The following is a 13,235-nucleotide window of genomic DNA, read 5'->3' on the forward strand; positions in this document are numbered from 1 at the left end:
CTAATAAATGTTACCTTTACGGTGTAAAAAACATTATCATTACATGAACTTATCTCCACTTCAAGCTATATCTCCGGTTGATGGACGTTATAGAAGTACAACGCAGGACCTAGCCCAATATTTTTCTGAATACGGCTTAATCAAATACAGAGTCTTTGTTGAAATCGAATACTTCATCGCCCTTTGCGAAATTAATTTACCGGGCCTAACCAATTTCGATAAAGCCAACTACAACAAGCTTCGCGAGGTATATGTAAATTTTGGAGAAAAAGACGCTCAGGAAATTAAAGATACAGAAAAAGTAACCAACCATGATGTTAAAGCTGTAGAATACTTTATCAAAAAGAAGTTTGATGATTTAGGTTTTCAGGACTTTAAAGAGTTTATTCATTTTGGGTTGACCTCTCAAGACATCAATAACACCGCTATCCCATATACCTTTAAGCTTGCGTTAAACGAGGTTTATTACCCTAAAATCTCTGCCTTAATCGAGAAATTGAAGGATTTAGCAACAGAATGGAAAGATGTTCCTTTATTGGCGCATACCCACGGGCAACCAGCCTCTCCTACCAAACTAGGCAAGGAATTTCTTGTTTTTGCCGAAAGAGTTGAAATACAGTTAAACAACCTTAAAGCAATACCGAACAACGCTAAATTTGGTGGTGCTACCGGTAACTTTAATGCACACCATATTGCTTACCCTGCTACAAACTGGGTTGATTTCTCCAACAACTTTGTAAATAATATTTTAGGCTTAAACCGCGCACAACATACTACCCAAATTGAGCATTACGACCAGTTTGCTGCACAATGCGATGCCTTGAAAAGAATCAATAACATCATTATTGACCTTGACAGAGACATTTGGGCCTATATCTCTAAAAATTATTTTAAACAAAAAATTAAAGAAGGTGAAGTAGGCTCATCAGCCATGCCACATAAGGTTAACCCGATCGATTTCGAAAACGCTGAAGGAAATGCTGGTTTGGCCAATGCATTATTTGAATTCTTTGCATCAAAACTTCCTATCTCCCGTTTACAAAGGGACCTCACCGACTCCACCGTTTTGAGGAATGTGGGTGTACCAATGGCACATACCGTAATTTCGATTTCTTCAACACTTAAAGGTTTGAACAAAATCCTGTTAAATGAAGAAGTTATTACAGCCGACCTAGAAAACAACTGGGCAGTAGTTGCAGAAGCCATTCAAACCATATTACGCCGTGAAGCATACCCTAATCCTTATGAGGCCTTAAAAGACCTTACACGCACCAACCAGAAGATTACAGCCGACACCATGGCCGTGTTTATTGATGGCTTGCAGATTAGCACGGCGTTGAAGGAAGAATTGAAGAAAATCACCCCCTATAACTATACAGGGGTGTTTTAAGATATAATGACCTTAAACAGACAAGTGGATATCACTTGGCAAGAGTAGATTATTTATTTTTGTTAAAAAAAAGACAATGACGATCAACGTATATACAGAACAAACTCCAAATCCTGCTACAATGAAATTCATGGTCAATAAGCTATTGATCAATGGAAGCGAGGATTTTGCAACAAAGGAAGCTGCTGAACATTCTCCATTTGCTAAGGAATTGTTTAAGTTCAATTTCGTTAATGGTGTATTTTTCGCCAGTAACTTCGTCACCATTACCAAGACAGAAGATGTGGAATGGCCCGATGTTGAACCCATTTTAAAGGAGTTCGTTAAAGGCGCGGTCGAATCAGAATATAAAATCAAGGAAGAATCCAATGAGGCAGTAAGCTTTGAAGGAACTGACCTTGAAATAAAAATACAACAGATTTTAAATGATTACGTACGCCCTGCTGTAGAGCAGGATGGTGGCGCCATCAGCTTTAAATCATACAATGAAGGTGTGGTTACCGTAGAACTAAGAGGTTCTTGTAGCGGCTGCCCATCATCTACCATTACCTTAAAATCGGGTATCCAGAATCTTTTACAAAGAATGGTACCAGAAGTTAAAGAAGTGGTTTCAGAAGCCTTATAAAAGCTACACGATAATCAACAAGCCCATCTTTATGAGAAATAGATGGGCTTGTTTGTTCCCTTGCTAATTAAAGTTTCTTTCTATAATTTCCAGAATTTCATGGTCAATTAATCCATTGGTGGCCAGAATTTCTCTTGTCTCTGTAAACTCTGCTCCACCTTTAAAATTCATTACCCGGCCACCTGCCTGCTGCACAAGGTATGCACCTGCGGCAACGTCCCAAGAATTTAAGTTGTATTCAAAAAAAGCTTCAAACCGACCACACGCTACATAGGCCAAATCTACGGCTGCTGAACCAATTCTACGGATACCATGACACTTGCGCATCACTTCCGCAAAGAGCTTCAGGTATTGCTCCTGTTTCCCAAAATCGTAGTATGGGAACCCAGTCGCCAATAAACTACCCTCCATTTTACTGCAAGGCGACACCGAGATCACTTTATTATTGAGGTACGCATTTCCACCTTTATAGGTGTAAAACATTTCACCACGGTTTATTTCATAGACCACTGCTAATACCGGCTGGTCGTGTTCATATAAAGCGATGCTTATAGAATAAGTAGGCACACCATGTATAAAGTTGGTGGTGCCATCTAAAGGATCAATGATCCAGTTATATACCTCGCCCCTGCTGTTAATCGTTTTTTCCTCGGTGGTAAAACCAGCCTCAGGAATTAATACCGACAGGTTTTCGACCAAGTGCTTTTCGGCGGTTTTATCGACATAAGATACCAGGTCATTCAATCCTTTGAATTCAATTTTTCCGGCATCGAAATTCATCGATTCTTTTCTAATAAAATTACCGGTTAATCGCGTAATAGCGATCACCTTAGTACACAAAAATTCGTAATTCAAAGGCTTATATTTTAATAGGATGCAAGTTTCTCTCTGTTTTTATACGTGTACAAAACAAACGCCAAACCAGTAATAAATAAAACAGAAGAAATTAGTTCAGCCTGCGTAAATTGTATACCTGCTACATTGTATTTCGTGTTTACGCGAATCATTTCGATAAAGAAACGCTCTGTACCATTAAACATCAGGTAGATACCAAACATCATTCCTGGAACTTTGATATATGTCCTTAAGCGCCATAGAATAAGGAAAAGGATAAAACAAACAATCACTTCGTAAACCGGCGTAGGATATACCGGCAAGGGTAATTCATTACAGAAACGGCCAACACAACCTGGAATTGGCACCCCTTCATTGGCCACGTTATGTGGATAGGTAGAAGCCCAAAGCCAGTCAGGAAGCCAGCTTACCGGCTTAGGGTTGGTGTTTACAATACCCCAATCACCATCACCAGATAGTTGGCAGCCAATTCTGCCTACGCAGTAGGCCAACATCATACCCGGGCTACCCACATCTAACATGTGTAGCGGTTTGATACCGTTTTTGCGGGCAATAATAATAACCGCAGCTCCACCGCAAATAAGTCCGCCGTAAAAAGTTAAACCACTAAATGATAATAAACCACCAATGGGATCCTGTACAAAAGTATCCCAGTGTTCTAAGTTGTCAAATACTTTCGCACCCAGGAAACCCCAAACCGCAGCCCAGACAATCAAATGCCCCATCAGCTGGTAAGGATGTTCCGTAACCACTACCTTTTTTGGCTGTGGAAGCTGGTGTTTACCTTTTTCTTTATAATCCCAATATATAAATAAACCAGCGAAGAATAAGCCTCCAAGCAGGTTTCCTTTTAAAGAAAGCAGTACTGTTTGGGCATCATTAACAAATAACTGATAGTTGATTAAGGCGTAAACAAGTTTATAACCAATTAAAAATCCAAAAATACCATTGGATATCATTTCTGACATTGTTGCCGGCTTACCGATTTCGATGGTCTTTTTTATGGGATGCAGTAAACCCTGCGCTTCTTTACGTTTCAGTTCTTCCGTAAATGCCCAGTAACCAGCCACAAAGGCCAGTGCTACAAACACACCGAAAGTATTAAAAGGAAGTGGAATCTGAACACCAAAAAGATATTCGATAAAATGCGATACAGTAGGAAACATACGTTAAAATAAGTTTATTGCGAATATAGTATTAATGCGCTAAAACTTGTTCGCATTCGGTAACTTCTACCTCCCCATCGGCTGTAATAGCAACCAGGTTAACGGCTTTAATTTCATTTACCATTACCGGATCGTATTTAGCCCTTACTTTAACATAGTTTTTGGTAAAGCCGTGCATGAAACCACTTTTCTGATCATCTTCAAAAAGCACCTCTCCTACGGTTCCCAATTGAGATTCGTAGAAAGCACGTCTTTTTTTGTCAGACAAGATGTGAAGCATTTTGTTGCGGTCTGCACGGGTACTTCCTGCTACACGTCCATCCATTTCAGCGGCTGCAGTTTGCTCGCGTTCAGAATAGGTAAAAACATGCAGGTAAGAAATGTCTAGTCCATTAAGGAACTGGTAGGTATCTAGGAAATCCTCATGTGTTTCACCAGGGAAACCTACAATCACATCGACACCGATACAACAGTTGGGAATTAATGCTTTGATGGTGGCCACACGCTCGGTATACAGTTCACGTTGGTAACGCCTGCGCATTAGCCCTAATATTTTATTGGAACCCGACTGTAATGGAATATGGAAGTGAGGAACAAATCTTTTTGAGTTTGCTACGAAACTGATAATTTCATTGCTTAACAAATTAGGCTCTATGGAAGAGATTCTGATTCTTTCTATGCCTTCTACTTCGTCAAGTGCCTTAACCAAGTCAAAGAATTTATCTTCACGCTGGCCATTGCGGATACCAAAATCGCCAAGGTTTACCCCTGTTAACACGATTTCTTTTACCCCACTGGCAGCAATCTGCTGTGCGCGATTAACCACGTTTTCTATGGTATCGCTCCTGCTTCCACCACGGGCAAGCGGAATGGTACAATACGTACACGGGTAATCGCAACCATCCTGAACCTTCAGAAAAGTACGTGTACGATCGCCTATAGAATAAGCGGCAATAAAGTTATGGTTTACTTTTTCGATGTTTTGCTGGTGAACAACTGCTTTAGGATTTTTAGTCAGGTCTGTAATATATTCTACAATCCTGAACTTCTCGGCAGCACCAAGCACCATATCCACACCTTCGATTTCGGCAATCTCCGTTGGTTTCAATTGTGCATAACAGCCTACAATGGTTACATATGCATTTGGTGAATATTTTAACGCTTCCTTAACCACCTTCCGGCACTTTTTGTCGGCATGTTCTGTTACTGAACAGGTATTGATTACATAAACGTCGGCACCGGCTGTAAAATCAACCACCCCATAACCTGCATCGGTAAATAAACGACCGATGGTTGAAGTTTCAGAGAAGTTTAACTTACAACCTAATGTATAAAATGCAACTGTTTTCATTAGTAGTATATTGTTTATTCAGGAACATGGAACAATAATTTCATGTCCAATTCGGCAAAGATACAGATTTGTAGGTGTTATCACCTGTCATGCAACCTGGCCTTTGTAATTTTTAGATAATTTTACTCGTTCCACCGGTAGCTCTCCTGCGTTAAACCCGCCAGGTCTACCACACGGCTCACTACCGTTTGTGCCACTTCTTCAATGGTTTTTGGTAGGTTATAAAACGAAGGATTAGCCGGACATATAATACCTCCAGCTTCTGTAACGGCTTTCATATTGTTGAGATGGATTAAACTGAAAGGGGTGTCGCGTGCGACAGCAATTAATTTACGGCGTTCTTTTAACACTACATCCGCTGCGCGGGAAATTAAGTCGTTAGAAATTCCGTGTGCAATTCTGCCGAGGGTACCCATGGAGCAGGGAATGATGATCATGGTATCGTATTTGGCCGAACCCGAGGCAAAGGGTGCATTGAAGTCCATTTTTTGATAGAAATCAAAGTTGTAGTTATTGTAGTCTTCATGGCCAAGCTCAAACCGCCATACTTCTTTGGCATTATCCGACATGACTACCCCTACCTTTTCAATCTGGTCAGACAGTAACTGTAAATTATCTAACAAGAGTTTGGCGTAGATGGAGCCGCTGGCACCGGTAATGGCTACAATGATTTTCTTTTTACCCATAGATGGGTTAAAGATACAACCTTTAGGCAAAAAAAAGAGCCGGATACGAATATCCGGCCCTACATCTACCTATGAAAAACATACCCCCTAAAGGGCACCATCAAATGTAATTAACTTTTCTTAATAATAAAAGTTTAAACATTCATTCTCAGGCGGGAATCTGGAAGGAAAATTTCAAAAAGTCAAAATTAATCCCCCTGAGCGTGAATTAATTACTAATTAATGGTTTAAAAACTTTAAATAAATTTGAATAATCGCTGAAACTTTGTACTTTTGTCTCACTGAAATAAATGGTGGTTTTAGCTCAGTTGGTTAGAGCATCGGTTTGTGGTACCGAGGGTCGTGGGTTCGAGCCCCATATTCCACCCCATCAGTAAAGCGGCTTCTTCGAAGCCGCTTTTTTTGTTTCCAGCCCCTCCAGGGACACACCGGGGGCACAAACAAAAACCTAACATTAACGTTCGCGATTACTAAACACCTGCGGCAACCATACTGCAAACGTGGAATTTTGTGTACCGTTTCCAGCCGAGGCATAGTCGATCAGATCAATCTCAATCGGCTCAGCAGCAACTTCCTTGTAAGACTCCGGCACAAAACTACCTTTATAATGCATCCACAGGTTTTCGCCATTAGTATTCGACACCGGGCGTAAGTCGAAGTAACCTGCTTTATCCACTACAGGGCGGTTAGCCGTTATTAAATCCGGGCCGCCAAAGCGGGTGTCGCGCGACAATACCATTGGCCCGCGGAATATAGACGCAAAACTGCCATTAGCATCATGCCGCTCAACCCGTCCGCGCATATCCAGTTTCACCCGAACCATATCTTTAGAATTCCAGCTTCTTTTAATCTTCAGCGATGTTCCTGCCTTCACATCCCTAATCAGTTCATCGTTCACATACACTTCATTGATTTCACTCCATGCCGGTATGCGCAACTGCAGTGTCATCTCTTCTGCTTTAGGAAGATTTAAACTAAGTTTTATCAATCCGGAAACCGGATAGTCTGTCTGTTGATTAAGTACTACTTTTTTCCCTTTTGGTGTGGTTAAGGAGTACTGGCCTTCTACATAAAAGTTTACCGCGAGCCCATCACCGGTACCCATAACCGTTGTTAGCGGCAGTGTAAACTGACCACGGGGCCCACTGGCATCGCAACAATTCAGGTTCATCCCACATTGCCCACTTCCGGGCAATCTACGCCCATTCAGGGGGGTATATTTCGCCCATTCTGAAGCGTCATGATTTAATGCCCCAAGTAGTGCATTATAGTAGGACTTCTCAATTTCATCTGCATATTTAACCTCTCCAGTTAAACGTAGAAGCTGCTGATTCAGCTTGATCCAGGTAGCTGTTACACAAGTTTCCTGGAAATGCGCAACAGGCAATGTTTGTCTTTTGTGCCCGCTGAACCACATTTCCTCCGATGCACCGGAGCCGGCAACATTAATCTCTGTCGCTCTGATATTTTGCCAGGTCTTCTCTACAGCCGCTTTGTACATAGGGTCGCCTGTAATTCGGTACAACTCCAGCAAACCTTCGTAACAGGACATCATTTCATAAGCTTTCTGCCCCTGCTCCAGGCTGTACCATGATGCTGGCCTCGCAAAACGGCTACTCACATCCTGATCTGCCTTGCTAATTAAATTGGGGCCTTCCGGCGTTTCCCACTGGCGTACTATCTCCTTTGCAAAATTCAAATACTTCTCCTTTACTGTTAAACGATATAACTTCACCATAGGCTCCAATACCGAAGAGGCGGCCATCCCACGGTAGTTCCCTTTATTTACAATCACACCATCCCGATCTGCAAGCTCTTTCATCAAGTGATCTGCAACCTTAACGGCCGCGGCAAGGCTGGCTTGATCACTTGTCAATTCATGGTAGTCCAACAAACCCAACATAGAATATTTCCTGCCCCAGATGTCCCATTGTTCCAGGCGGTGCTCAGGACTATAATTCCCGATATAACCATCCTGTGTTTGCGTCGCAATCAGTCCTGCAACAGCTTCCTTCAAAGTATTCATCATTGCCGGTTCAGGGCGGTATTTATAGGCCAGTACGGCTGAGGTCACATATTTACCCCAAAACTCACTTTGCCACATACGCGACTCCTTACGGCTACGGAAGGGTGCAACTAAATGTTCAATGTCCTGAACAAGAATCCTGTTTTCGTAAGACTGATCCAGCTTTTCACCAATATGCCCTTTAACTACGCTATAGTTTGATGCGAAAAACTTGTCCCGGATGCTGGGTTTAACTTTCTGAGCGTGAATCGCTGTACTTGCGCCAATAAGCAGCAACATTGTATAAAATACCTTCATTTGTTTGTGTTTAAAAATTAATATTTATCCATTATGCTAACAAACCTGAACAACTGGCAAATCCAGTATTGCGCCAAGCTTTTTGATTTTATGCGCTAAGTGTCCGACACCGATTGCGCAGTGATGCGCCGGACCATGGCTGTTCCAGGCCTGTACAAAATTTCTTATGCCGCCCTCAAACCGATATCGACTATTAGTATTCCCAATCTCCAGTATAGGACCAGCAACTGAATGTCCTTCCGCAACCAAAAGCAAGAGCCCCGCACCTTGCTCTACTACAGAGAGCAAGGTCACCGGACCATTCCTAACCATCATTTCAATAGAGAGCCCGGAGCCAACCTTGCCATGGTAGACCCGCAAAGACCTCACATTGATCTTCCCTTCTGCTATTCTGATATGGCCAGGGCCATCATGTCCCAATAGCACCACATCATCCTTGTAATCCATGGCATAAAACTCAGAAAATGACCCGCCCGCGCCAAAGGCATCCATGATCTTCATGGCCTGTACATTTTTAATTTCATATTCACCAGCCACAGGAATACCCCTTGATGTAAGTAAGGAATTTCCTAAGATGATCGAACTAATTGCTTCTTCATTTGCGGCATTACCAGTACCCTTGTAATAGTAAGCAATGGAACCAAGTTTATACTTTGCCACCATTAGATCCAGTGCAATAGAAGTGCGCGCAGCATTTGCCAGGTCTTCCACCAGGCAATCTTCCTGTATGTCAAACAGAGCATCAAACACCTTAAGCCGTGCTTCGAGTTCATCCAAACTTACCGCATCCCGTAAAGCGGCAAGCTCTTCAACTTCCAGCATTTCCATATGCCCACCAAATGTGGCCAACTGCTTGGTGCAATCTGTATAAATATCCAGCATGCCACCGTAATAATGACCCATACAGCCCATGCGATTATGCTCCAGCACATGGGCAACTTTTGCCGACTGTATCCAGGCTTCAATCTCCTCCCAACATAAATCCTCTGGATCCAGAAGTCCGGTTACCTGTTGAAACTTAAGGTTAGCTCGTTGAAATACATTCGCCAGTTCCGGCACGCTGCAGGAAGAACAGTAAGCCAGCCATGTTCCGGTTTGCTTCACCCTATCCTGCATGTCATTGAAAAACCTGTAATTAATCGCTGGCTCTGGTGACAGGTTAAGTACAATCACCGGCACATTAGCCTTCCGGATTACCGGAAGTACTGTTGCCGATAATGCGTACGTGGATACATAAAGAAAAATGATGTCCACATCAGCAGTCTTGAAGGCAGTACGGGCATCAAAGGCCTTATCTATAGTATCGATCAAACCTAAATTCAAGACTTCTGGATGAATGCTGCGAAGTTGTGTTTCCACCCGGCCGAGATAACCTTCCAAAGTTTCTTTTAAACCTTCAAATTGTGCCCAATAGGCTTCAAGACCGATCCCGAACAAGCCAACTTTGAAATTTAGTGGCTGAAACCGGAGCGGCTCCAATTGTAATGCTATATCATTTCCATTAAACATATTAGTTCAGTACTGTGATTTGAAAATCATCAAATAGCCCATATTCATAAAGATCGTATTCAGATCCCGATGGGAAGCTTTTCACCCCGCGCCATAGCCATGGACTTACCAGTCCGGGCTTTGGACGATTGTGATGCGGTCCTAAGGTATTCTTAAGGCTTCCGATGACCTGTACTTCCACAAGATTATTACCTGGTTTAAGCCCTGTAAGCGTAAAGGAATATGGCGCATAACTTAAATCAGCAGCTTTTTTACCGTTTACAAATAAGATTGCCGCAGTACCTTTCCAATCATTCAAACTTATTTTATAACTTTTTCCACTTTCCGCTTTCAGTGTTTTGCTATAGCTGGTGAGTTTGCCATACATTGGTCGTCCTGTTGATTTCCAGCTACCGATTTTAGCTGCTGTTGCAGGAATGAGTTCAAATCCTTTTACTGCAGCTTTTAGATCGAAATTTCCTAGCACATAAACAGGTTCAACTTCAGAATGGACACGCATCCGGTTAGGCTTCAACCTCACCGTATTTTGCCCCGCTTTAATCAGTTTCCCGGCATCGAATCTTAATATTTCCTTATCCAGATACCAGGTTCCAACGTTTGCCTGTATGATTGTCCCATTAAGTTCAACCGTCCATAACCAAGGTCGTTCTATAGCAAGCTGAATAGTTTTAAGATCAACCTGCTCATTAACATTGAAGTGGTAATCGACGCTAAAGCCACCTGATGTAATTGTATCCCGTTGGATAATATTATCATTATACTGTACTGAAGTGTTCCAGGGATTACCGTCAGTAAACCCAAAATGTTTAAAAATGGTGTCCGAGGCGTGATACACCTGCATATCCTTCAATGTCGATGCGCCTAAATTCACATTCACAAAGTCCAGCGTGAGCACATTCGGCTCCATAAACTTAACAGTTGTGGAAGCACTAACAGGCTTACCTACTACTTCCTGTGAGAGTTTATAAACAGGATAGTTATCCATATTAGCATCTGACAGGAAAAACAACATGCTGCCAGCAGCAGGAAGTTCGAAACTCACCTGCGTTGAAGCACCTGAGGGAGTGGTTGGATAACGGTAGCGTTCGCCCGTCATCAGATCAAGCAAGGTGACCTGCTTTTGCATGACCTCAAAGCTGCCTTTTACGTGTTCCTCTAAACTGGAGTTTACCAGGAATAAGAGTTCACCATCGCTAAGCACCCTCCGCTGATGATAAAGCTTCCCCGTCGATAGGCTGGATTTATCAAATGAAAGACCCTTGTTTTCGAGCTTTTCCAGTAATGGTATATCACCTGCTGGCCCGTACTTACGGAAGTTTTTATTAACTACAGCAAGTGCTGCCTCCACAGCACTACCATCGATGTATTTGACTTGTTCCAACACGATCAGTTCGCCACCTTGTTGAACAAACTGCTTAAGTAAGTCAGCTGTAACTTGGTCCAGGTTCTCCATTCCAGGAGGAAGGACAACTTTGGAGTACTGCCTCCTACCTACCACAAACTTATTCTTAGCGACTTTCCCGTGATCTTTAATGATATTTTCTGAACCCAGATCATACTCCAGTTGCTGCTTTTCCAATCGTGTAACAAAGGATTGAAATTGCTGGCCAATCTCATTCCTCCGGGTATTTGGCTTTTCAAAAGCCGAATACATCCAGGTTGCCGTAGTAGGTTCCAGAATAAGGATGTCATTCACCTGGCTTCCGCTCGACAGTGCCAGCGATAACCTGGAGAAGTAGCGGTTTAGGGGTTCATAATGCGGCCACCAGGGACTATGATAGGAGAAAGACTGCGGGTAGTCGTACTTCCTGGCACCAACCATGGTCATATAAGATAGATGCTGATTTAACGAATTCACCCCAAGCACAAACTCCCAATCACCCAGTCGTTTCAAATCCTGAAATGAAAGCTCCCATCCTGCGCCCCCATACGTTTCACTTAACGTGCGTTTCTTGCCAAGTTGGTTGGCTACACTGGCAAGCTCTTTCACGGCCCGAACATTCCCGAATTGGGCATTTGCGCTTTCCTCATCAAACTGGTTGAAAAGCATGTCTATTCCCGGACGTTGATGCCAGGCATACATCGCCATATTGTCACCACCATGGTTCGGATTTGGCCATCCATGTTCCCAATAATGCCCTGTCCATTCCAGATTTTTGGCCTCGGTATATTCATACCATGGCTTAGACCAACGATCAATGAAAAGTTGTAGTAATACTTGGTAATAGTTATGCCTTACCTTTTTCCAGTCGCCCACTTCTTCAAACAGAGATGGCAACTGATTTTCAAGATCATAACCCCATCGCGCTTTAAACACCTCAAATAAGTCGGGTGTCCAGCGGATGTTACCCGCCCCTTGCACCTCTATGTTTGGCTCATCCGTGAAGATGCCTGGAACAGTTTTACCGAACTCATTGCCAAAAGCCTGTTCATAGCCCTTCATGGTGACCTCAATAAACTTCTCCGTAACGCCTTTCACCAGTAGATCTACATAGGAGTACCCGCCGTACCAGGGCGTACGTTGATAATTTTGTTTTTCAAAAATGTAATAGGTTCCCGGATCGTGCTTTGCATTAAGATCTACTTTCTGAAAACCAACGCCTGTAGACTTCAATGCTAAGAACACCTTATCAGACGGATCCATGTTCGATGTTTTACGGAGATGCAGCATCTGCCCCTGATTATAGGCACTTGGCATGGCCTCAGGCACATGCCCGCCAGCAAAGCCGCTGGGATAGGAGTTTTCATCATAGATCCATACTTCCAAGCCAAGAGCTTTCCCCCGTTGTACGGTATAGCGATAGAGATCATGCCAAGTTTTAGAAAGATAAGGTGTGATCAGCCCTGGACGTGGGTGGACGAACACTCCTCCAAAAGCATTCGCTTTAAATTCTAAAAGCATAGTGTCGATCTTGCCTTCTGTAACATCAGCGTTCCATACCCACAGTGGCGCAGATCCAAACTGTTTATCAGGCGTTTTAAATTGCTTCGTTAACGCAGGATAAGATTCAGGCGGTTTCATCCCTTGTTGTCCAACAGCGCTTAAACCAACTACAGTCAGCAACACCGCGATTGTCCACTGAAAAAGGCTTTTTATTTTCATGACTTCTGACTAAATGTTAACATATATGTGCCGGATTCTAGCTCCAGCAAAACCTTTTCGCCCTGCTTACCCACAGCCTTAACATGAGGGTCTGTACCGATAGCCTTGCCATTTTCGCGTATTCCCTCCAGATCAGCAGTTGGCAAAAGCACCTGTGTTGAGGTATTGGCAGGGATGGTCAAATTTAAGTGCACTTGATTACCTGCCGTTTTCCATTGAACCTTGAT

General features: G+C 42.9%; 10 protein-coding genes and 1 tRNA gene. 3 read left to right on the forward strand and 8 right to left on the reverse strand.

Features of this window, described 5'->3' with window-relative positions; translation table 11 throughout:
* The first annotated feature begins 43 nt into the window (after positions 1 to 43).
* Together purB and ACR2F3_RS11845 are read left to right on the forward strand one after the other, a co-directional pair.
* Positions 44 to 1,390: an adenylosuccinate lyase gene (gene purB / locus ACR2F3_RS11840; RefSeq protein WP_432710183.1), complete on the forward strand. Its 1,347-nt coding sequence runs from the start codon at positions 44 to 46 to the stop codon at positions 1,388 to 1,390.
* Between the two features lie 76 nt (positions 1,391 to 1,466).
* Positions 1,467 to 2,015 carry a NifU family protein gene (locus tag ACR2F3_RS11845; protein WP_432710184.1) on the forward strand — a complete coding sequence of 183 codons (549 nt, stop codon included), beginning with the start codon at positions 1,467 to 1,469 and terminating at the stop codon, positions 2,013 to 2,015.
* 63 nt (positions 2,016 to 2,078) lie between these two features.
* Here the strand turns inward: ACR2F3_RS11845 and ACR2F3_RS11850 are convergent, their stop codons facing one another.
* The 4 genes from ACR2F3_RS11850 to ACR2F3_RS11865 all read right to left on the reverse strand — a co-directional run bounded on the left by ACR2F3_RS11850 (position 2,079) and on the right by ACR2F3_RS11865 (position 6,073).
* On the reverse strand, positions 2,079 to 2,870 hold the full coding sequence (locus tag ACR2F3_RS11850) for an inositol monophosphatase family protein (RefSeq protein ID WP_432710185.1): 792 nt from the start codon (positions 2,868 to 2,870) through the stop codon (positions 2,079 to 2,081).
* A gap of 11 nt (positions 2,871 to 2,881) precedes the next feature.
* On the reverse strand, positions 2,882 to 4,036 hold the full coding sequence (locus ACR2F3_RS11855; protein WP_432710186.1) for a prolipoprotein diacylglyceryl transferase: 1,155 nt from the start codon (positions 4,034 to 4,036) through the stop codon (positions 2,882 to 2,884).
* 31 nt (positions 4,037 to 4,067) lie between these two features.
* Complete coding sequence (gene mtaB, locus ACR2F3_RS11860) at positions 4,068 to 5,387, reverse strand: tRNA (N(6)-L-threonylcarbamoyladenosine(37)-C(2))-methylthiotransferase MtaB (protein WP_432710187.1); 1,320 nt, start codon at positions 5,385 to 5,387, stop codon at positions 4,068 to 4,070.
* A gap of 122 nt (positions 5,388 to 5,509) precedes the next feature.
* Positions 5,510 to 6,073, reverse strand: coding sequence for a UbiX family flavin prenyltransferase (locus ACR2F3_RS11865; protein WP_432710188.1), 564 nt, complete (start codon positions 6,071 to 6,073; stop codon positions 5,510 to 5,512).
* Between the two features lie 293 nt (positions 6,074 to 6,366).
* On the opposite strand from ACR2F3_RS11865, the gene ACR2F3_RS11870 reads away from it, so the two are divergent.
* Positions 6,367 to 6,443: transfer RNA gene (locus tag ACR2F3_RS11870), tRNA-His, on the forward strand.
* An 84-nt stretch (positions 6,444 to 6,527) separates the two neighbouring features.
* On the opposite strand, the gene ACR2F3_RS11875 is transcribed toward ACR2F3_RS11870, so the two are convergent.
* From ACR2F3_RS11875 to ACR2F3_RS11890, 4 genes are all read right to left on the reverse strand, one after another.
* Positions 6,528 to 8,396: a beta-L-arabinofuranosidase domain-containing protein gene (locus tag ACR2F3_RS11875; protein ID WP_432710189.1), complete on the reverse strand. Its 1,869-nt coding sequence runs from the start codon at positions 8,394 to 8,396 to the stop codon at positions 6,528 to 6,530.
* 36 nt (positions 8,397 to 8,432) lie between these two features.
* Positions 8,433 to 9,905 (reverse strand): arabinose isomerase, encoded by a 1,473-nt coding sequence (locus ACR2F3_RS11880; RefSeq protein ID WP_432710190.1) that lies wholly within the window; start codon positions 9,903 to 9,905, stop codon positions 8,433 to 8,435.
* A gap of 1 nt (position 9,906) precedes the next feature.
* Entirely contained in the window at positions 9,907 to 13,008 is a 3,102-nt protein-coding gene (locus ACR2F3_RS11885) for a glycosyl hydrolase (protein ID WP_432710191.1), read from the reverse strand.
* On the reverse strand, positions 13,005 to 13,235 hold a 231-nt coding region (locus ACR2F3_RS11890), incomplete at its 5' end, for an alpha-L-rhamnosidase C-terminal domain-containing protein (protein WP_432710192.1). The genes ACR2F3_RS11890 and ACR2F3_RS11885, both read right to left, overlap by 4 nt.

The organism is Pedobacter sp., from assembly GCF_045627485.1.
Classification (GTDB): domain Bacteria; phylum Bacteroidota; class Bacteroidia; order Sphingobacteriales; family Sphingobacteriaceae; genus Pedobacter.